General features: G+C 61.5%; 14 protein-coding genes, 1 tRNA gene and 1 pseudogene. 5 read left to right on the top strand and 11 right to left on the bottom strand.

Annotation, left to right across the window (positions count from 1 at the left end):
* Positions 1-44: 44 nt before the first annotated feature.
* The gene (locus NDB2M4_RS16020; RefSeq protein ID WP_072376860.1) at positions 45-995 is read left to right on the top strand and encodes a LysR family transcriptional regulator; all 951 of its coding nucleotides are present in this window, start codon (positions 45-47) and stop codon (positions 993-995) included.
* A gap of 9 nt (positions 996-1,004) precedes the next feature.
* Here NDB2M4_RS16020 and NDB2M4_RS16015 read toward each other — a convergent pair whose 3' ends face one another.
* The 8 genes from NDB2M4_RS16015 to bamA form a co-directional block, all read right to left on the bottom strand.
* Positions 1,005-2,108, bottom strand: a complete 1,104-nt coding sequence (locus NDB2M4_RS16015; protein WP_244536204.1) for a THUMP domain-containing class I SAM-dependent RNA methyltransferase — start codon at positions 2,106-2,108, stop codon at positions 1,005-1,007.
* 123 nt (positions 2,109-2,231) lie between these two features.
* A complete protein-coding gene (locus NDB2M4_RS20620; RefSeq protein WP_280173544.1) occupies positions 2,232-2,363 on the bottom strand; it encodes a hypothetical protein in 132 nt (43 codons plus the stop codon).
* Positions 2,364-2,514: 151 nt separating this feature from the next.
* Entirely contained in the window at positions 2,515-3,282 is a 768-nt protein-coding gene (locus tag NDB2M4_RS16010) for a ParB-like protein (protein ID WP_244536203.1), read from the bottom strand.
* A gap of 82 nt (positions 3,283-3,364) precedes the next feature.
* The gene (locus NDB2M4_RS16005; protein WP_072376856.1) at positions 3,365-4,483 is read right to left on the bottom strand and encodes a GGDEF domain-containing protein; all 1,119 of its coding nucleotides are present in this window, start codon (positions 4,481-4,483) and stop codon (positions 3,365-3,367) included.
* 354 nt (positions 4,484-4,837) lie between these two features.
* Positions 4,838-7,156, bottom strand: coding sequence for a xanthine dehydrogenase family protein molybdopterin-binding subunit (locus NDB2M4_RS16000; protein WP_244536202.1), 2,319 nt, complete (start codon positions 7,154-7,156; stop codon positions 4,838-4,840).
* Positions 7,149-7,622 (bottom strand): (2Fe-2S)-binding protein, encoded by a 474-nt coding sequence (locus NDB2M4_RS15995; protein ID WP_072376854.1) that lies wholly within the window; start codon positions 7,620-7,622, stop codon positions 7,149-7,151. The genes NDB2M4_RS16000 and NDB2M4_RS15995 overlap by 8 nt, the downstream gene beginning before the upstream one ends.
* A gap of 12 nt (positions 7,623-7,634) precedes the next feature.
* A complete protein-coding gene (locus NDB2M4_RS15990) occupies positions 7,635-8,933 on the bottom strand; it encodes a cytochrome c (RefSeq protein ID WP_072376852.1) in 1,299 nt (432 codons plus the stop codon).
* A 331-nt stretch (positions 8,934-9,264) separates the two neighbouring features.
* Positions 9,265-11,595 (bottom strand): outer membrane protein assembly factor BamA, encoded by a 2,331-nt coding sequence (gene bamA, locus NDB2M4_RS15985; RefSeq protein ID WP_072376850.1) that lies wholly within the window; start codon positions 11,593-11,595, stop codon positions 9,265-9,267.
* A 670-nt stretch (positions 11,596-12,265) separates the two neighbouring features.
* Between bamA and NDB2M4_RS15980 the strand changes: the two genes are divergently transcribed.
* Positions 12,266-13,951: a type II and III secretion system protein family protein gene (locus NDB2M4_RS15980; protein WP_244536201.1), complete on the top strand. Its 1,686-nt coding sequence runs from the start codon at positions 12,266-12,268 to the stop codon at positions 13,949-13,951.
* A 37-nt stretch (positions 13,952-13,988) separates the two neighbouring features.
* On the opposite strand, the pseudogene NDB2M4_RS15975 reads toward NDB2M4_RS15980, so the two are convergent.
* Both NDB2M4_RS15975 and NDB2M4_RS15970 read right to left on the bottom strand, forming a co-directional pair.
* Positions 13,989-17,128: pseudogene (locus NDB2M4_RS15975) on the bottom strand (efflux RND transporter permease subunit).
* Positions 17,128-18,390 (bottom strand): efflux RND transporter periplasmic adaptor subunit, encoded by a 1,263-nt coding sequence (locus NDB2M4_RS15970; RefSeq protein ID WP_083556483.1) that lies wholly within the window; start codon positions 18,388-18,390, stop codon positions 17,128-17,130. Before NDB2M4_RS15970 ends, NDB2M4_RS15975 begins: the two are co-directional and overlap by 1 nt.
* Before the next feature lie 160 nt (positions 18,391-18,550).
* Between NDB2M4_RS15970 and NDB2M4_RS15965 the strand changes: the two genes are divergently transcribed.
* Together NDB2M4_RS15965 and NDB2M4_RS15955 are read left to right on the top strand one after the other, a co-directional pair.
* Entirely contained in the window at positions 18,551-19,150 is a 600-nt protein-coding gene (locus NDB2M4_RS15965; protein WP_244536200.1) for a TetR/AcrR family transcriptional regulator, read from the top strand.
* Between the two features lie 725 nt (positions 19,151-19,875).
* Positions 19,876-20,169 carry a hypothetical protein gene (locus NDB2M4_RS15955; protein ID WP_072376844.1) on the top strand — a complete coding sequence of 98 codons (294 nt, stop codon included), beginning with the start codon at positions 19,876-19,878 and terminating at the stop codon, positions 20,167-20,169.
* A 66-nt stretch (positions 20,170-20,235) separates the two neighbouring features.
* Here NDB2M4_RS15955 and NDB2M4_RS15950 read toward each other — a convergent pair.
* Positions 20,236-20,312 (bottom strand) — tRNA-Arg (locus NDB2M4_RS15950).
* Positions 20,313-20,560: 248 nt separating this feature from the next.
* Between NDB2M4_RS15950 and NDB2M4_RS15945 the strand changes: the two genes are divergently transcribed.
* Positions 20,561-21,121: a tyrosine phosphatase family protein gene (locus NDB2M4_RS15945; protein WP_348533044.1), complete on the top strand. Its 561-nt coding sequence runs from the start codon at positions 20,561-20,563 to the stop codon at positions 21,119-21,121.
* The last annotated feature ends 47 nt before the right edge of the window (positions 21,122-21,168 follow it).

Here is a 21,168-nt window from a genome sequence, read left to right as displayed (position 1 = left end):
CGGCGTTGTGGTGGGTATAAGAATTACTTATACTACGCCCAACCATGTCGAAAAATCCTGCCCCCCTCGCCTTCGATTTGAAGTCCCTCGAAGTATTCCTCGCGGTCTGTGACACTGGGACGATGTCGGCTGCTGCGCGTGCCCTGGGGATGACGCAACCGGCGGTTTCGCAGTCGATCGCCGAATTGGAACAGAGCTTGGGGTTCAAGCTGCTCGACCGCGACGTGCGTCCGCTGGCGGTGACCGTTCCAGGCGGGTTGCTGCGGCAGAGGGCGAGTGCGCTGATCGCGGAGGCACGGCAGATCGCGCCAATGCTGCGGCAGACCGAGCGCGGCAAGCTGCCGATCATCCGTGTCGGGCTCGTCGACTCGCTGACGCGCAGCCTGACCGTGCCGCTCGCAAATTATCTGGCTTCGATCGCCGATGAGGTTTCGATCCTGTCCGGGCTGACGGCGCTGCATGCGGGCGAACTGTTGACGCGGCGGCTCGATCTGTTCCTCGGCGTCGATGACCTCGAGACATGGACAGGCCTCGAGCGGTGGCAGTTTGCCAAGGAGCCCTACTGCCTGTTGCTGAAGGAAGGCACCAAGGCGCCGCGCACCGTGGCGGACCTGAAGAAGCTCGCCGACACGCAGCCGCTGATTCGTTTCAGCGCGCGCTCGCAGACGGGACTGCATATCGATGCACACATGCGGCGGCTCGACCTCACGCCGCCGCGCACCATGGAGTTCGACAACCCCTATTCAGTAACCGCAATGGTGGCGGAGGGGCGCGGGTTTGCGATCACGACACCGCTGTGCGTGAAGGAGTCGGCGCTGCCCGGCGCGGGCGTGGTGATGGCGAAGCTACCCGGTCCGCAAGTGTCTCGCGCACTGACGCTGGTGGCGCGCCACCGGGAGCTAGGGCGTATTCCGCGCGATCTCAGCGATCTGGCGCGGCAGACTCTGGCCGAGGTGCTCGGGCAGCCGCCAATGGCACGCAAGACCAGCGCTTGAGCATTCCTCTTACGGCAACGGCCCGGTGCGGAAGAGCGTTATGCGCAGGCCGCCGTGCAGCACGGGCTCGGCGGTGAGCGAGAAAGGCAGCCCGGTTGCCTCTGCGAGCTTTGCCTCGTTGGTGATGAGCCCGACGCGCCAACCGGAAAAACGGGTCAGCAGCGTTTGACCGAGCGAGCGGTAGAGCTGCCGTAGCGGCCCCTTCTGACCGATGCGATCGCCGTAGGGCGGATTGACAATGACAATGCCCGGCGGCCCCTCCGGTGCGGTCAGTTCCTCGACGCCGCACTGGTGGAATTCGGTGATGGCGGCGACGCCCGCGCGCTCGGCGTTGGCATTACACATGCGGATCGCGCCGGGATCCAAGTCGCTGCCGTAGAACTTGACGGACGGAGAGAGCGGGGAGGCTTCCGCGCGCATACTTTGCCAGACCTTAGGCTCGAAGCTGGCTAGATCCTCGAATGCGAATTTGCGCGACCGGCCAGGCTGCAAGCCGGAGGCGATCTCCGCTGCCTCGATCACGAATGTCCCCGAGCCGCACATGGGGTCGAGGACAGGCTGGGTGCCATCGAACCCGCATTGGCGCAGGAACATGGCGGCCATGGTTTCGCGCATCGGCGCCTTGGCGACGGCCTGCTTGTGCCCACGCTTGTGCAGGGACTCGCCCGAGGTGTCGACGGAGATCGTGCAGAGGTCGTCCTCGATCCGCACCTTGATGCAGACTGCAGCATCGTCAGCCGGCTGGGCGCCGAGTTCCTCGACGATCGCGCGCTCGATGCGCTGCGCCGCAGCCCCCGAATGATAGATCTTCGAGCTTTTGCAGGAAGCTTCGACGCGGAAAGGCTTATTGCGCTTCAGCACCTGATGCCAGGGGACGCGCCGGGCGCGCTTATCGAGTTGGGAGAGGTGTGTGACGTGGAAGCTGTCGATGCGGGCCATGATGCGCGTCGGTCCGCGCAATTGCAGGTTGGCACGCCAGACATCACTCCAGCCGCCCTTTAGCGCCACACCACCGGCAACAGTCTTTGCCTTGAAGCCGTTTGCTCTCGCCTCCGCGCACAGAGGCCCCTCGAGGCCCGGCGTTGCAACGAGGAAAATTTCGAAGTCGCTCATCGTCATCCCGCTTCAATATCGGGAACTCCAGCGCTTCGATAGCTTCATGCGTCGCCGCTGACCGCGCACCTGAGTTGCGGATACCCGCGCCCCAGGTGCGCGTAGTCGCCTATCTGGCTGGCTCTAGCGGCAGCCCCAGAGGCCGTACACCGAGTCCGAGATGCTGCGGCAATCGTTCACGTCATTGCCGGCGTATGCACTGGCTGCGCCACCAACGAGCGCGACAGCAAGGAGGGTCATTGCGATGGTTCTCATCTGTCTTCTCCTGTCGTGAGATCGTCAGGACCAATCCCGACAGCGGGGATATTGCATCGCCGAAATCGCGTACAAGCGACTGCGGCGACAAAAGACGTGTTTGCAGTTTGCGAAGAATTTGAAGGCTGCGAATTGGCGGGCTTTGCGGGCTTCAGCCCGCGAGTGCGTGTGCGAACTCGCCGCACTTGCTGACGCGCTGAACGCGCGACAATCGATAAATATTTCCGGGAAGGTGTCTCGCATTGGCCGAATTCGCCAGCCGCATTGCCTGTTCATGTGCTGCGGCAAAATCGTGCTCGAGCAAAATCTCCGGAATGTGCGTGCGAAAAAAATTCGCCCACGCGAATTCACTAAACGGCGCCGGCGTCTTTCTGAAACCACCAGCCTCACGCACCGACCATGCGAGATCGCGAAAGCGGTCCGCTTGCATAAGATCAATTCGCGATGGCAAGCGCGATGGGCAAATCCTGCGTCCGCGACCGTCATACGCGTGGAGCCAGCCGAATGTGGACATGGCTTGCAGGAATGTGCGCTTGGGCAAATCCGACAGATCGCCGACAACGCGGACGAACACTTCCTCGATCTCGCTCTGCCACAAAGCGAGGCTCAGGTGATGGTGGTCGATGATGTAGTATTCCTCGCGCGGGCCGAGGACCGCGGGGACGGGACGACGCTCAAGGTAGCGACGGAACTTGCGCGTGCTCTCTGTCAGTCGCACGATCTTGCGTCTCTTGGCCTCCACGGCGCGCATACCCACGGCCGCTTGGGTCGGGCGCAATTCGGCGAGGGGAACGGTCTCGCACCAGTCGCCATCAACCAGTCCTGGCAGCAACGCTAGCTTGGGCTTTCTAGTGGGAAGAATGGACGTGCGAGCACGGCCCCTGCGGCCGCTACCTAGGTAACTCAGCGTCGACACCACAGAACCTCGAACGGCGTGATCGTTGGAGCTTTATGATTTCGTCATGCTGGTTAACATAGCGTTTCCGACAGTCGCGAAGCGGTCAGCTGCCCGCTGACTCGCTCGACGAACTCCAGATCATCGTGCGGTTGCGGCCACTGTTTTTCGCCTCGTAGAGCATCTGATCGGCCCGCTGGATGAGAGCGCTCGGCGGCTCGCCATCGCGGATCTCGGCCACGCCGAACGATGCCGTCAGGTTGCCAAACTCCTTGACGCTGGAGTCGCGCGTGCCGCCGTGAAGCGCAAAGATGCTGCGGATACGCTCGGCAATCCCAAATGCGTCTCCCATTGGGGTCTGCGGGAGAACGACGGCAAACTCTTCACCACCGTAGCGGGCGACGAGATCGGCACCGCGAACGCTCTTCGTAAGCAAATCGGCAAACGCTTTGAGCACACGATCTCCTGCCGAGTGGCCGTGGCGGTCATTGACGTTCTTGAAGTGATCTATGTCTGTCATGATGAGGCAAAGTGGCGTCCCGTTCTCGTGCGAACGGGCAACCTCGGCAGCGATGAACTGCTCGAACCGGCGCCGGTTGGCGACTGAAGTCAATGGATCGAGGGAAGCCAGCTTCTCCGCCTGACTAAGCCGCACGCGCAATGAGGCAGTTTGATCTTGGGCTTCTTTGAGCCGCGTTTCCAGATCGCGCGTCTGGCTCTCGTTCTTTTCATTCTTGATGATCAGCGCGTGTACTACCTCGCGCAGTTCAGAAACATTGGTGACGGTAGCCAGGTGCACGTTGGTGTCGCGCAGGGAGGCAACATGATCCTTGGAATGTTCCAACTGGCCGGCGATAAGCACGATCAATCTGCCAAGTTGGCGTTCGAGCTCATCGCGGACCGCATTTACCTCGCTGTTGCCGCGCAGCTTCTGCGTCGCCGACGTCGCAGCGAGCTGAGAAGACGATCGCGAGGCCTTCGGCAACCAACCGTTGGCGAACGCCGACACGTCATTCCAATAGTAGCTGAGCAGCGCCCCACCCAGCATACCGATGATCAGCAGGGGTAGGATGATAGGCGCGAACGCCCAAATCATTTCGTCGACGCCAGGCGAAGTGCGGACACTCGCCCCGCGATGCAAGCTGCCGGAAAGAAATACAAAGCCGAATGTGACAGCTACGCCGGCGAGAAAGGAAAGCAAATAATTGATCGCGGCCTTGTTCATCGCTGCGCCCCCGCAGGAATTTTGACCTGCATCTGAGTGCGGAAGCGGTGAAATTATTAGCTCCGCCCCCTGCCTGCGCATATTGTCATCTAACATTCATCAGACAACGCGCAGATTCAGCGGGTGTATGCCGTGCACACTCGGCCGTAAAGTCCCTAATGTTCGCGGCCGTCAATTTCACTACGAAGGTCTGAAGCGCATTTGATCAAAGACAGATCACGCGCAACAATGGATCGCGCCTATAGAAAGCGTGCTCAGCTCGCCCCCCTGTGCGCAACAAAAACATATATCGTTGTAATCATGGGGTATTCACGTCGCCGCGGAATGGCGGTTGCGTTCTCGCGATAGTTACTCTCACGCTTCGAGTGCCGCACGCACGGCCGCTGGTGTGATGGGCAGATGCCTCAATCTTACTCCGACGGCCTCGAAGATCGCATTGCCGATGGCAGGTGCGATGACGGTCGTGCCCGGCTCGCCCAGCCCAGTGGGCACCTCCGTGCTGTCCACGAATTCGATCACGACTTCAGGCGTATCGATCATGCGCAGAGGGGTATAAACGTCGAGATTACGAGCGCTTGGCAGGCCATGCTCGATCTCGGTACCCTCATACAGGGCCATCGACAGGCCCCACAGTGCCGCCCCCTCGCACTGCGCATGTGCACTGTTGGGGTCGACGACCGTTCCGCAATCGATCACCAGCCAGAGCTTATCAACAGCTACTCGTCCGGTCTTGCGGTCGACGTGGACCTGAGCGGCGCCGCCTACCCAAGTCGGCATCGAGCGCGACTGCCCGTAGGTCGTGGCAATGCCAATGGCGGTGTCGGCGGGGAGCTTGGTCTTTCCGTATCCCGACAGGTCGGCCACGCGCTTGAGAACATTGGCTTGTCTCGATGCGCCGCCGACTGAATTGGGTGCCGAGCCTGCGTTGCGCCCTTCGGCCTTCAGGTGGGCCAAGCGGAAGGCGACCGGGTCCTGGCCGAGTTTGGCGGCGGCCTCGCTCATGAAGCTCTCGATCGCCCAGTTGATCCATCCCGGCGAGACCGAGCGCAGCCAGCCCGGCCGGAACGTGCTTTCGGCCAGGTCGTTGGAAATGACGCGGGCGCGCTGCGCGCCGACCGAATACCAGTGATCGATGCCGTCGGCGGCGAATGGATCGTACATCTCGCCGTTGACGCCCTTCTCCATCGCGGCGGGAATCATGGCCTTGGTCGGCCAGCCGGCGGTCGCCGCTGAATCCATCGCGATGACGTTGTTGTCAGCATCGAAGGCCATACGGATATTCTGCACTGATGGCGAGCGCGGGCTGTCGAACTCGGCATCCTGCGGACGTGTCAGGATCATCTTCACCGGCGCGCCGCCGAGCGCTTTCGAAGTGAGCGCGGCTGGCACCGCATAGTCGCCGTTCAGACGGCGGCCAAAGCCACCACCGAGCAGGTAGGTGCGCATCACCACGCCGCCCTCGCCTACGCCCAGCGCCTTCTGCAGCCAAGGAAGGGCGAGCGATTGCCACTGATTGCCAGTGTCGATCATCCAAACGCCATCGGGCGCCTGATAGGCGGTCGCGTTGACCGGCTCGAGTTGGAAATGCAGCACGGTGGCTGTGGTGTATTCAGCTTCGAGCGTGCTCGCCGCTTTAGCGAAGACAGGCGCTACATCGGTGTCACCGGTATCGAGAATGGCGCCCTTCGCTTCATCGGCAATGAGCGAGCGCCCGCGCTCCTGGATGGCGGCTTCGTCGACCTTGGCCGCGTCGCCGGCGTTCCACTCGACCTTGACGAGCCGGGCTGCCTTTTGCGCGGCCCAGAATGTGTCGGCGACGACCATGGCCCAGCCCTGCACGGTCTCAGATGGATCGTCGAGCTTGAGCGTCTGACGGTAGCCCTTAATGTTCTTTGCAGCGCTGTCTTCGATGCTGGTGATGGACGAGCCGTAGCGCGTTGGTGGCATGATCGGCGCGGCGTACACCATTCCGTCGACCTTGGCGTCGATGCCGAATATCGCGTGGCCTGTCGTTTTGGTGGCGATGTCGAGCGCCTTCACGTCGCGGCCGACGAGCGTCAAATCCGAATGCGGCTTGAGCGGGAGCTGCTTCAGCTCTTCCTCTGTGAATACACGTGTGAGGCCCATGGCGACCAGCTCGCCGAAGCTCAGCTTCTGGCCTGCGCCGGAAACCATCCCGTCCTTCACAGTGACCTGTGCCGGATCGATGCCCCATTGCTGTGCGGCTTTCTCCGACAGCGCGATACGGCCGGCGGCGCCCGCCTGGCGATAGACGGGCCAGCTCTGCCACACCGACCAGCTGCCGCCGGTGACCATCGTGCCCCACTTGGCGGCGGAATCGACGTGGTCGATGTGCACGTCATCCCAGTTGGCGCCGAGCTCGTCGGCCAGGATGCGCGCGATCGCGGTGCCGACGTGCTGGCCCATCTCGGCGCGGATGATGTTGACGTTGACGTGCCCCTCGGTGTCGATCCAGTACCAGATCGTCGGCTCGTACTTAGCGCCGACGGCTTCGATGGGGAGACCGTCCGGGGCCTCTGGGTTCATTGCCGCGTTGGCGATGCTCGGGAAGCCGAACACGGCACCTGTTGCGCACATGGAAACGAGGAAGCCACGGCGGGTGAGATCGGCCGAGCTGCGCGGGTCTTTGGGGAGCCTCAACACCTCAGCCACTGTTTTTCTCTCCTATCATTGCCTGGGAGGCCTCGTGCACCGCCTTGCGGATGCGATTGTAGGTCATGCAGCGGCACAGGTTGCCGGTCATCACGGCGTCGATGTCGTCGTCGGTCGGGATCGGTATATCCTTGAGCAGCGCGACGGCTTGCATGATCTGCCCGGACTGGCAGTAGCCGCATTGCGGGACGCTGATGTTGCGCCATGCGACCTGCACCGGATGATCCCCATTCGGGTCGAGGCCCTCGATAGTGGTGATCTCGGTGCCGGCGACATCGGAGACCGGCGTGATGCATGATCGCGTGGCGCGGCCGCCTACCAACACCGTGCAGGCACCGCACATGCCGATGCCGCAACCGAACTTTGTGCCGGTGAGGCCGACATCATCGCGGATGATCCAGAGAAGTGGCGTATCCGCGTCGGCATCGACGCTGACACCGCGTCCGTTGACGACAAACTCAATCATGTCGCGTCCTCGTCATTTTCCGGCGTGTTCGCCTCTGATGCTGGCGACCCTTTCAGTTAGGTCAGACCAGGGTTTGAGCTCGGCGCGCTTGTCGCGCAGGTAAGCGGCGATGGCGGCAATCTGCTCGTTCGACAGTGCGTGACGGAAGGCTGGCATGACGATGCCCTTGCTCCCCTCGTCGGAGCTGACGCCGTCGAGAATTACGTGGATGAGGTTGTCCGGCTTATCAAGGCGCGTTGCGGAGTTGATCGCGAGGTCGGGGCGGCCTTCCATGACCTCCTTGCTATTGTAATGGCACGCGGCGCAGGCTGTCGCGTAGAGGCGCTCTCCGAGATCCTTGCGATAGGCCGGGTCGGGCTTGCCGGCCTTAAGGCTTGCGATCACAAGCGGATTGTCCGCGGGATTTGTGTCGGGCGCACCGACGATATCGCCGAGGTAGGTGCCGATCGCCACGAGGTCGCTTTCGGGAAGCTCGCCGATCCCGGCGTGGACGACCGGCGCCATGGGGCCGGCGGCGATGCCGTGGTAGACGCCGGCACCTGTCTGCAGATAGCGGGTGAACTCGCTCGCAGTCCACGGCACCGCAGACGGATTGGCGGCCGTGAGTGCCGGCGCAATCCACTCATCGATGCTGGCGCCTGCAAACTCCCGGCTCTTCTTCTCAGCGCCGAGGATATTGCGCGGTGTGTGGCAGGCGCCGCAGTGCGTGATGCCCTCGACGAGATAAGCGCCGCGGTTCCATTGCTCGGACTTTTGCGGGTTCGGCTTGAAGCGGCCGAAGTCGACGAAGAGAAGCTGCCAGCCGGCCTGCCATATCCGCATGTTGAGCGGGAACGGGATAGTGTTCGATTTGGTGGCGAGCTTGACTGGCTTCACCTCGCTCATCAGGTAGGCATAGATGGCGTCGACGTCCTCGTCGGACATCAAGGTGAAATGATCGAATGGAAATGCCGGGAACAGATGCGAGCCATCGCGACTGACACCGTCGTGCATGGCGCGTCGGAATGCTTCGGGGGACCAATCGCCGATTCCGGTTTCAGGGTCGGGCGTAATATTCGACGCGTAGATGGTGCCGAAGCCCGTGTTCAACGGGTAGTTGCCGGCATAGGGCTTTCCGCCCTGCTCCGTATGACAGGTGGCGCAGTAGCCTGCTGATGCGAGAATTCGGCCCTTCTCGATAACCTCGGGTGAAAATTTAGGGTGCGCAGCCGCACTCAAGGGAGCGATCGGGGATCGATAAGCGTAGATTGCGAAAGCACCGAAGACCAAAACAGCCGCGATCGCGGCGACGGCCAGCGCGGATTTAAGCATCGGGCATCAATCCTGGGGTGTCAGCTTCGAGCCCACGATACTACGGCTCGCTGCGTTCCACCCACACCACGATGCACCCCCAACGTCCACGTTGGACTAAGTGCCGCGCTCGCATTTGATGCAACGTTGATCACGGTTTGTGCAATTGGGGCGTTGCAGCCCGCGGACCGCACGCCACTGCTCGCGCAGGACTGAGTTGTTTGCCCCATTATCGCGTACGCACGGGGCGACGCGGAGCCAACAGCTCAGGATGCGCGAGCCAACAGACCCGCGCGCGGCAATGGCTCGCGACCAGCTCTCACTAGAAATCCTAACCAGTGATGGATTTTCATCAGAACTTGGTCGCGGCACCGAAGCGGAAGAACTGCTCGTCGTCGTAAGATTCTTTGCTGAGGGCCTTGGCGAAGTCCATGCGGATCGGACCAACAGGCGAAGCCCACATGATACTGGCGCCGACCGACGAACGGATGGATGAGCTGTCGGCCACGCAGACCATATCGGTGTTCCCGGATTCACACCCCTGCGCTACGTTCCCTACGCTGGCTCCCCACAAAGAACCTGCGTCAGCGAAGACTGCGGCCGAGATTCCCAGGTCATCCGGAACGAGCGGGATGGGGAAGCGGACTTCCGCCGTCGTTGCCCAGTAGTACTGGCCGCCGAGGGCATCGCCGGTGTTGAGATCGCGTGGACCATAGCCGGAACGGTCGAAGCCGCGCACCGTCTCACCACCCTTGAAGAACAGGTCAATGAGGCGGACATCCTCACCGCCCCAGCCCTGGATGGAGCCGCCGATGGCGCGAGCGACGAAGGTGATGTTGTCGGTGATCGGATAGTAGCCGCGAGCTTCGGCAGCCAAGCTGACGTATTGCACGTCGCCTCCGAGACCGGCGAAGTCGGAGCCAACCTGGAACCACAGGCCCTTGGTCGGGTTCTTCGGATCGTTGCGCAGATCGTAGCTGATGGTGGAGCCGATGAGCGATGTGTAGGACGTTCCCTCTGCCTGTCTGATGGCAAGAGATGCATCGCTGTCCACATCAAAGATCTTATCCCGCGATGCAGTGTAGTTTGTCTGCATCCACAGCTTCTCGGACAGCGGGAAGCCGAGGCGCACGCTAGCGCCCGTGCGGCTGCTTGAGTATCCGGAGGTATCAGAATAATCAACCTCCTTGTGGAACACGTCGAAGCCGGCGGCGAGATTGCGATCGAGGAAGCGCGGCTCGGTGAAGCTCAGGTTGACCTGCAGGCGCTCAAGCGATCCCGACAAACCGAGGCGCAGGTACTGGCCGTTACCCATCAGGTTGCGCTCGGTGATCGACACGTCACCGATCACACCTTCAGACGTCGAGTAGCCGGCACCGAATGAAAGCTCACCCGTCGACTGCTCGACAACCTCGACATCAAGGATCACGCGGTCCTGGTTGCTGCCGGGACGACGCTTCACGTCGACGTTCTTGAACAGACCGAGGTTGGTCAGGCGCTTCTTGGCCTGGTCGACCATCAGCGGATTGTAGGCGTCGCCCTCGGCCACCTTGAACTCGCGGCGCAGCACATAATCCTTGGTGCGCGTGTTGCCGGAGATGTTGATGCGCTCGACGTAGACGCGCGGGCCTTCCTCGATCACGTAGTTGAGCGAGATCCGGCGCGCCACAGGGTCAGGCGTCGCTTGCGGACGCACGCGGGCGAACGCAAATCCGTCCTGGGACACCGCGGCGGTCACGGCTTCCACCGACTTGTCGATCAGGCCGGCATTGTAGGTGTCGCCGCTTTCGGTCAGCACCTTGCCCTTGAACTTAGCCCCATCGATCGCCGAAACCGTGCTCTCGATGTTGATGTCGCCAAAGGTGTACTGCTCGCCTTCTTCGATCGAGTAGGTGAGGAAGAAGCCCGAGCCATCGCGGTCAAGCTCGGCATTGGCTGCCGTCACCTGCACGTCGGCATAGCCGTTCTTCAGGTAGTACTGGCGCAGCAGCTCGCGATCGAGGCTCATGCGATCGGGATCGTAGATCGCAGTACCCTTGAGGAAGTCGAACCAGCCCTTTTCCGTCGTCGAGATGACGTCGCGCAGCTGAGTGTCGGAAAACGCCTTGTTGCCGACGAAGTGAATGCCTTTGACCTTCGTGGCGCTGCCTTCAGCGATTTCGAACACCAGGTTCACGCGGTCCTGCTCGAGCTCGATGATCTTCGGCTCGACGGTCGCAGCGTAGCGGCCCTGGCGGCGGTAGACGTCGAGGATGCGCTGCACGTCCTGCTGGACACGAGTACGGGTGAAGACCGAGCGTGGCTTAATCTGCACTTCGTTGCGCAGAGTGTCCGTGTCGACTTCGCTGTTACCCTCGAAGACCACCTGGTTGATGACCGGGCTTTCGACGACGGTGACGATGACGTCCGCGCCAGAGCGCTCGATGCGCACGTCGGAGAACAGACCCGTTGCGAACAGCGCCTTGATCGACCCGTCCACCTTGGCGGGATCGTAAGTGCTGCCGACCGAGAATTGCAGATACGAACGAACCGTCTCCGGTTCGACGCGTTTGTTGCCTGACACCTCAATGGCGCGAATAGGCGCGCTTTGGGCCAGGGCAGACGTAGAGGACAGCGCGCCACCGACGCAGGTGATCCCCGAGGAGACGATCGCCAGAATGAACGCGAGGCGACAGCCTCTCACTGCTATAGCCTCGATGAAGGGGCGTCGCAGGTAATCCTCGTACGCCGGACGCCCTCTCGGTGACTGTCGGCTTTGAGTTCCCCCAACGCACATGATCCTGGTCATAGCAACTCCCTGCCGATCCCCTGTGGCGGGCAAGCTAGTCGAGCTTTGTTGCCTGGATTTTTTCGAACGTGTCTGAAGGTTTCTCAAATGAGGAATTAGTGTGGAGGCCTCGATTTCGCTGCCGACCACCAAGCCCCCCAGGCTCGCAACCTGCGGCTCGGCTAGCGAACACGGATCACCTTCGATCCAACTTTGCCGACCTCGACGTGGTCAGACGCAGGGCCACCACCAGCACTGAGTCAACCAGCCATATTTGTAACCAAAGGTTGGTGACGCTGAGCTCTGGAAGCGTTTCGACAACAATCCGCTCGCTCAGGAAACATTCCGAAACAAAAATACAACGGCAGGAAACGCTGGGGACTTAAGCTCTCTAGCGGTGGTCCTCTGCGAGCGAGAAATCGCTCTCGCCTCTTTCAGCCATTCCCTTCTAGCAGGCTCGAAGGATTTTCTCGGGTTGCGATACGGCGTGTACCGCGCCGAGGGAGCGACCGAATTGAGGCCACGTGCGTACAGCGTGAACTGAGTTGCGTCATCAGTCTTCGGCTGTTCGAAAAGGTACTCGATCATGGGAACGACCCTGAAGTGGGTGCGCACGTCTGTGGCTGCAGTCTGGCTTATTGCGTCGGGCTTCGGCAACGTCGGCGCCGCGGATCTGACGGGCAACATGGGGGCGGCGACTGCGGGGCCTGCAGGGCAGGATTCCGTCCTGCGCATTCCGGCCAATGCCGCCTTTCCGATGACCAAGCGACTGGATCTCGGCATCGGGCGCTCGACTGTCGTGCAATTTCCCGTTCCGCTCAAGGATGTCCTCATCTCTGACCCGAAGATCCTCGACGCAGTCGTGCAGTCGTCCGATCGCGTGTTCCTCATCGCCAAAGGGACTGGGCAGACCAACGCCTTCTTCTTCGACGAGTACGGTCAGCAGATCCTGACGATTGATGTCGCGATAGGTGCTGACCTCTCGGCTCTCGATCAACTGCTTGCCCGGCTGATCCCCGGCTCAAACATCCGGAGCGAGATCGCAGGTCGCGCCGTCGTGCTCACCGGCAGCGTGCGCACGCCCATCGATTCGAACCGTGCGGCCCAGATCGCGGCGCAGTTTGTTCAGGCAAATGCCGAAGTGGGCAGCATCGTCAACACCAGTGCGCCGAGTGCCTCCAATAGTTCGACGACATCGAGTTCGACCACCGTCGGCGGCGGCTATCAGTCGGCGACCACCGATTCCGGTGGCGGCTCTAATTCGGATGCTGCCGACGTCTACGGTGGCAAGCCGATCATCAACCTTATCTCTGTTGAGGGTGAGGAGCAGGTCATGTTGCGCGTTTCCGTCGCGGAGGTGCAGCGCACGATCCTCAAGCAGTTCGGCGTCAATATCGGTGCTGCCGTCAACTCAGGAAACTTTAGTACGTCGGTGCTTACAGCAAACAGCCTACCTATCACCGGAGCCACGCTCGGCACCCTCCCGACGTCCGGCATAGGATCGACAGGAGCCGCGACTGGCGCTCTGCAGCTCCTCAATTCATCGAGCAGCAGTGATGCCTTCACCAACTCTGGCATCGCGATGTCCTGGCAGTCGGGCAATCAGGCGGTAAACGGGGCATTGCGGGCCATGGAACGCGACGGTCTGATGCGGATTTTGGCTGAGCCAAATCTCACGGCTGTATCCGGCGAGCCCGCCAAGTTTCTCGCTGGCGGAGAGTACCCGGTGCCCATCGTTGATAGCTTGGGGCAGGTCAGCGTCACCTATAAGGAGTACGGCATCGGCCTCGCATTCACCCCTGTGGTCCTTTCCGAAGGCCGCATCAGCCTCAAGATCGAAAGCGAGGTGAGCGAGCTCAGCAGCGACGGAGCCGTGGTGCTATCCGGCATAGAGATCCCAGCGTTGAAGAAGCGCCAAGCCAAATCAACAGTCGAGCTACCATCGGGGGGCTCCATCGCACTCGCCGGACTGCTTTCGGAGGATTCGCGGCAGAACATCGATGGCTTTCCGACCCTGAAGGATCTTCCCATTCTCGGCACTCTCTTCCGCAGCCGTGACTATCAGCGCTCGGAGACGGAGCTTGTCATTATAGTGACGCCTTACATGGTGCGCCCCGTTGCGCGGCAGGAGTTGGCGCGGCCTCTGGACGGCTTGGCAGATCCGACGGATGCAAAGGCCAACTTTCTCGGTCAGATCAACCGCATCTACGGTGGCGGACGCCCGGCGCCCGTCGGCGACCTCAAGGGTGACTACGGGTTCATCGTCGAATAGCGATCAGAACCAAAAGTGCGCGTCTCCGGAAGCCTCGCTAGTGCCCCGTGCCCACGGGCGATCCCACCGACGGCATCGCTTCCTGCCCGCGCTCCCGTCCGGCTGCCCGGCGCACAGCGACGTAGAGCAGCGGAATAAAGAAGATGCCGAGAAGCGTTGCTGCGATCATGCCGCCCATCACGCCGATGCCGATCGAGTTCTGCGCACCCGAGCCTGCTCCGCTGGCGACGGCCAGCGGCAGAACGCCCAGGATGAAGGCGAATGAGGTCATCAGGATCGGCCGCAAGCGCTGGCGTGCGGCGTTGAGCGTCGCCTCGATCAGTCCCTCGCCGGCGGTCTGCCGCTCGACGGCGAACTCGACGATCAGGATGGCGTTCTTCGCAGCAAGGCCGATCGTCGTAAGCAGGCCGACCTTGAAGTAGACGTCGTTGGTCTGGCCGAACATCAACGCTGCAGCGAGCGTGCCGAAAATGCCGATCGGCACCGACAGCATGACCGCGAATGGTATCGACCAGCTCTCGTATAGGGCGGCGAGGCAGAGGAACACCACAAGCACCGAGATGGCGTATAGTGCTGTCGCCTGGTTGCCAGATAGCTGCTCCTGGTAGGAAAGCCCCGTCCATTCGTAGCCGTAGCCTGACGGGAGTTCGCCGACGATGCGCGCGATCTCGTTCATTGCATCGCCCGAGCTTATGCCCGGTGCCGCCTCACCCTGTATCTCCACGGCGCCGGATCCGTTGTAGCGCTCAAGACGCGGCGAGCCGAAGGTCCAGCGCGAAGAGGCAAAGGACGAGAACGGTACCATCACGCCCTCGGAGTTGCGCACATGCCATTTGTCGAGATCCTCGGGCTGCATGCGCGAGGAGGCATCGCCCTGCAAGTAGACCTGCTTTACGCGCCCGCGGTCGATGAAGTCGTTGACGTAGTCGCTACCCCAGGCGGTGCTGAGCGTGGCGTTGATGTCGGAGAGACTGAGCCCCAGCGCGCTCGCCTTCTCCTGGTCGAAGTCGACGGTAAACTGCGGGGTGTCCTCCTGCCCGTTGGGACGCGTATTCCGAAGAAGAGGGCTTTGCGCCGCCTTGGCCAACAGCGTGTTGCGCGCGGCAATCAGCCGTTCGTGGCCCGCACCGTTCAGATCCTTGAGGAAGAAGTCGAAGCCGCTAGAGCTGCCCATACCCTGGATCGCCGGCGGGGCGAGGACAAACACGCGCGCATCCTTGATCTTGGAGAGGCCCGCCATGGCGCGACTGGCTACCGCGCTGGCGGCAACACCGGGTGCCTTTCGCAGGGCAAACTCCTTCAAGCGCACGAAGGCGATGCCCACGTTTTGCCCCTGGCCGCCGAAGCCGAAGCCCGATACCGTCATGATGCCTTCGACCGCATCAGGCTCCTTTTCGAGGAAGTAAGTCCGCACTTCATCGAGCACGCGTTCGGTCCGGTCCTGCGTCGCGCCGACCGGCAGCTGGATGCTTGCCATGAGCGTACCTTGATCCTCCTGCGGCAGGAACGAGGACGGGAGGCGCATGAACATGTAGCCCACGCCCGCGACGATTAGAGCGAAGACGGCGAGCGAGACCCAGCTTCTCTGGATGATGCGACCGGCACCATCGCGATAGCCGTGCGCGGTGCGATCGAAGCCACGGTTGAACCAGGCAAAGGGGCCACGCGTAGCGCTGTGTCCGGGCTTGAGGATGGTTGCGCAGAGAGCGGGCGTCAGCACCAGCGCGACCACGACTGACAGAATCATCGCAGAGACGATGGTCACCGAGAACTGCCGATAGATGACGCCTACAGAACCACCAAAGAAGGCCATGGGGACGAAAACGGCGGAGAGAACCGTAGCGATGCCAACGAGGGCACCGGAAATCTCGTTCATCGATTTCCGGGTCGCTTCCTTCGGCGAGAGCCCCTCCTCGTGCATGACGCGCTCGACGTTCTCGACAACTACGATCGCATCGTCGACGAGCAGGCCGATGGCGAGCACCATGGCAAACATAGTCAGCGTGTTAACGGAGTAGCCCAGCAGCGCCAGCACGCCGAACGTGCCGAGAAGAACCACGGGCACCGCGAGCGTCGGGATGATCGTGGCCCGGAAGCTCTGCAGAAAGACGTACATGACGATGAAGACGAGAACGATGGCCTCAAATAGCGTCTTTACGACGTCCTCGATCGACAGGCGAACGAAGGGTGTCGTGTCGTACGGATAGACGACATCGACGCCCTGCGGGAATGTCGAAGCACGCCCGGAGATAGCTGCCTGCACCGCCTCAGCAGTATCAATCGCATTGGCGCCGGTCGCGAGATTGATTCCGAGGCCTGCTGCAGGCATGCCGTTGTATTTGGCGCTAGTGGTGTACGACTTTGCGCCAAGCTCGACGCGGGCTACGTCGTTCAAGCGCACGAGGGCGCCGTCGGTCGCGCTCTTCAGAATGATGTTGCGGAACTGTTCGGGGGTTTGCAGGCGCGAGCGCGCAGTCACAGTGGCATTAAGCTGCTGGCCTTGCGTTGATGGCAAGCTGCCTAGCTGGCCACCGAAACTTGGGTGTTCTGCGCCTGCAGCGCAGCGGCAATATCGCTCGGCATCAGAGCGTATTTGGCCAGCTTGTCGGGATCGAGCCAGATGCGCATGGCATAGCCCGAACCGAGCATCTGTGTCTCACCGACGCCAGCGACGCGCTTTAGCGTGTCGTTGAGAGAGCTATCGACGTAATCGGCGATATCGGTCGAGCTCATCTTGCCGTCGGTCGAGACGAAGGCAGCGACCATCAGAAAGCTGGAGCTGGATTTAGTGACGGTCAGTCCGGTCGTTTGCACGATCTGTGGCAACTGCGAGGTGACGAGTTGCAGCTTGTTTTGCACCTGCATCTGCGCCACGTCGGGGTCTGCATCGCTCGTAAACGTGAGCGTAACCTGGGCTTGCCCGGTCGAGGTGGATGTGGCCGTCAGATAATCGAGATAATCGATGCCGGTCATCGCTTGCTCGATAATCTTGGTCACTGAGTTCTCAACCGTCTGGGCGTCTGCTCCTGGATAGGTTCCGGTTATGCGCACTGTCGTCGGCGCGATCTGCGGATACTGCGAGATAGAAAGGTTGTTCAGCGCCAGGAGGCCGCCCAGCATGATCACGAGCGCGATCACCCAAGCGAAGACTGGCCGCTCGATAAAGAAGGCTGAGATCACTGCTGCACCGCCGGCTTGATGCTACCGGTTCCGTTGGCGGCGTAGTCCGAGCCGCTGTCGCGGCTCTGCTGAGCGCCGCGCTCGCGCACTTCGCCAGTGTTGTCGTCGATGATCACCTCAACAGGTGTGGCGAGCTGACCAATGCGTACGAGCAATGTTCCTTCGACGATGACGCGATCGCCGGCAGAAACCCCGGATTCAACGAGCCAGTTGTTGCCGACACTACGTGAGACACGCAGCACGCGCTCCTCCACCTTGCCTTCGGCGTCGACGAGCATTGCGGTCGGCTCGCCCTTGGTATTGCGGCTGACTCCGCGCTGTGGAACGAGGAAGCTGTTGTCGGCAACGCCTTCCTCGACGATGGCGCGTACGTACATGCCGGGTAGCAGCAGGCGCTCGGGGTTGGGGAATTCGGCGCGCACCGTGTAAGTACCCGTCGTCTCGCTGACGTTCGATTCCGCGAACGCCAATGTGCCGAGATGCGGATAGAATGTGCCGTTCTCAAGCTTCAACCTGACGCGAACATTGTCACCGGAGAGCTTGACCCGTCCTGCCGCTATGGCCTGTCGAAGATTGAGCAGGTTGGTGCTCGACTGCGTGACATCGACGTTGATCGGATCGAGCTTGCGGATAGTCGTCAGCGCGGTGGCCTGGCTTGCCGTGACGAGTGCGCCGGGGGTCAATGTCGACTTGTCGATACGGCCGTCGATGGGGGCGAGGATCTTCGTATAGTCGAGATTGATCTGCGCGGTTTTTAGATTTGCCTGCGCGGCGGCAACCTCAGCCTCGGCCACCGCCAGCGTGGACCTTGCGTCGTCGAGATTTTGCTGACTGACGGCATTGGTCTTGATGAGAACTTCCTGGCGTTGCAGCTTGGCACGCGCGGTCGGCACCGCTGCCTCGGCCTTTTGCAATGCGGCCTTAGCGCTGTCGTAGGCCGCCTGATAGGTCGCGGGATCAATCTGATAAAGCGCTTGGCCGGCCTTGACCTCGCTGCCTTCTTCGAACAATCGCTTCTGAATGATGCCCGTCACCTGCGGGCGAACCTCGGCGACTAGCGAAGCTGTGGTACGGCCTGGAAGCTCGGCGGTGATCTGCACCGATTGAGGTTGCAGCGTCACGACGCTGACCTCAGGTCGAGGGGGTGCCCCGGCCGGAGCCTCCGATTGCTTGCACGCGCCAAGTCCAATTATGAGTAGCGAACTCATTACGAGCTTGGCGAGGCGGCCGTGCGTGGCGGTGCCTTCGAGCGCCAGCATCAGGAGTCTCCTATTTACAAAACTTACGCGTACCTTTATTTGAAGAAATGTGGCTGTCAACTAGCTTTGTCGCCCCAGCGGAGTTGCACCCGTCATGAGGAAATCAAGTGCCATTGCAGCCGCAACGGCCGAGCCTCGGCGCCCCCGCGGGCGCCCAAAAGTGCGCAGCGACGAGGATCAGCGCGCACTGATCGCCGAAAATGCTTTGGCGCTGTTCGTTGCCAAGGGGCTGTCACAGGTCACGATGGGCGACGTCGCCGCCCAGTGCCGCGTGTCGAAGCGAACGCTCTACGAGCTGTTCGCTAACAAGGCGGACCTGTTTGCCGCCATCGTTGCTGCTCACCGGTTCGAGATGCTGGCGTTGCCAGGCGACTACGACGGACTGCCGCTCACGGAGGCGCTGGCACAGATATTTCGCGTCGACCTCGATGCGGAAGCGAGTGATCGCCGCATGGCCATCATGCGCTTCATCATGGTGGAAATTCGTGCCAATCCGGAGCTCGGCCGCGTCATGCGGCAAGCGGGCCCAGAGAAGGCAATGACGTTGCTGTCAGAGTGGCTGGAACGTCAACGCAGGCGCGGACAAATCGAGGTCGACGACACCGCGTCGGCAGCCAAGATTCTAATGGACATGATCTTCGGCGCGATGGCTGCGAAAACGAGCGATGGGCTGGAGTGGCCGGGCGAGGAAGACCGAGCGACATACGTGCGCCGCTGCATCCACATTTTCGTGAATGGTGTATCGGCGAAGTCGCTGTGACCGGCGCCCAATCAAGCGTCTCGGCGACGGAAGGCGCTAGCAGGCCGCTGGATCTCGCATCATGCGAAAATAGTGGTCGGCATGCTGATACCAATACTCTGTCTGTACGGCGTCGCCGACCTGGACCGATTCACGCGCGAGAGCGCTGTAGCGCTCGTAGTTTGCACGCGCATTGCTAGCTGGCCCGGCTTGCCGCGTGGGCTGCCGCCCTTGCCGCTGTTGTCTTCGCGACGAATTGTCGGTGCTGTGGTTCATGGAATTCATTCTCGATGCTCAGACCGATATCCCCATCGATGATGAAGGGGAGATATGCTGATGCTTTTTTGGGGATCTGGTCCACATGGACCAATAATTAGATGGGTACTCTCCCCAGCATGTGCAAGACGCCATGCCATGGATTTGCGCGCTCCTTCAGGTCAAGACCCATTTGGCGGGCACCGGGATCGGTGTTATGAGTTATTGTGTGTGTTTCGCGGGCATATGCTCGTGCAGCTTGCGAGCTTTGCCCCTTCCCTCGCTCATCGAAATTTGTTGCGCGAGATGATCACTCGAAGCATCGGGGCATAAGCGGGCCATCAACGGCCGAACTGGCCGTAGCAGCTGTGCTCAGGCGCGCCATAGGAAACTGCAAGCGACGATCACCTCTCAGAGAGACCCCGCGCGCAAATCTTGCCCGCAGTCCCCAATCGAGGTGGAAGCAGCACGCATCTAGGAAGGTGACTGAAATGGAAATTGGACCGCTGCTTGTCGAGCAGCGCCGCGTCGGCGATGAGTTTCGCATTGTCGAGGCGGCAGTTCTGCAAATGCACAAGACGCTCGCAGGCAGGCACCTCGATGCCGCCACGCGATCGCAGATAGGGGCATTCGTGGTCTCGACCACATCCAAGCTTATCAAGCTAGGCCGGCGGCGGCTCGATATCGACGCAGCGGTGTCCGCGGCGAATGCGCGGGCGAAACCTAGAGCCTGCGCAAGACGTGTACTGTCGAACGCGGTGAGCGATCTCGATGGTAGAGATTGAGCGAGCCTGAAGGCACATGAATGGACCATGCCAGCGGTAGATAGAGATTAGGCAATGGTGGATAATTGGCGATCCCGGCAGGGCTCGAACCTGCGACCCTCTGCTTAGAAGGCAGATGCTCTATCCAGCTGAGCTACGGGACCGTATCTAGGACGTAAGGCCGTCTGGCCGGATAAGGCCACGACACCTATATAGCCGCAAAGGTTCGAATAGGCGGTTCGCGACGCTGCTGCAAGCTGCGCGCGGGGTGTTTGTGCGGTAAACTTGCCGCTCGGCCACCATTCGGGACCGGGGGTGGTCCAGCGGGCGCCGTTCAGCCGGGCGGGGTTTCTTGAAACGGTCATGGTTGGCTGGCACACGGCGTCCAACCATAAGCTTCTGGAAAGATTCGATGATGAAGGGCAAAGCTTCCGCGGCTGTTCACGTCTGCGCGCTGAGGCACATCCCGGACGTGCTTAGGCAGACCGGCGCGACCCATCTGGTCAGTGCCATTAATGCAGACCTTGCGCCCCAGACACCCGCCGGCTTCGCCGCCGAACGGCATCTGAGGCTCGATATGCATGACATTATAGAGCCTTGCGACGGCGCGAGCCCGCCTGGCGAAGCGCACGTGGGAGCGCTGCTGGACTTCGTGGAGCGGTGGGATCGCGAAGCGCCGCTGCTGATCCATTGCTATGCGGGTCTCAGCCGGTCGACGGCGGCAGCATTCATCACGCTATGCGCCCTCAACCCCGGCGCCTCGGAGCAGTCGATTGCACAGGCCCTGCGGCGGGCGTCCGATACTGCAGTGCCGAACAGGCGCTTCGTCGGTCTCGCCGATGCCTATCTCGGACGCGCGGGACGCATGGTGGCCGCGCTCGACAGCATGGGGCCTAACCGAATTGCCGCTGAATGCGTGCCGTTCGGGCTGTTCGGCCATGAACTCTCCAAGCACACGGACCGCGCAGCCTAGGCGACGTTCGCGCCATTCCGGACCCAGGGCGGGGCTCAAGCCCCGCT

It is taken from the genome of Hyphomicrobium sp. NDB2Meth4, from assembly GCF_900117445.1.
In the GTDB taxonomy this organism is placed as follows: Bacteria; Pseudomonadota; Alphaproteobacteria; order Rhizobiales; family Hyphomicrobiaceae; genus Hyphomicrobium_A.
Note: the sequence above shows the minus strand (reverse complement) of the source record. Positions and strands in the feature narration are given on the sequence as shown.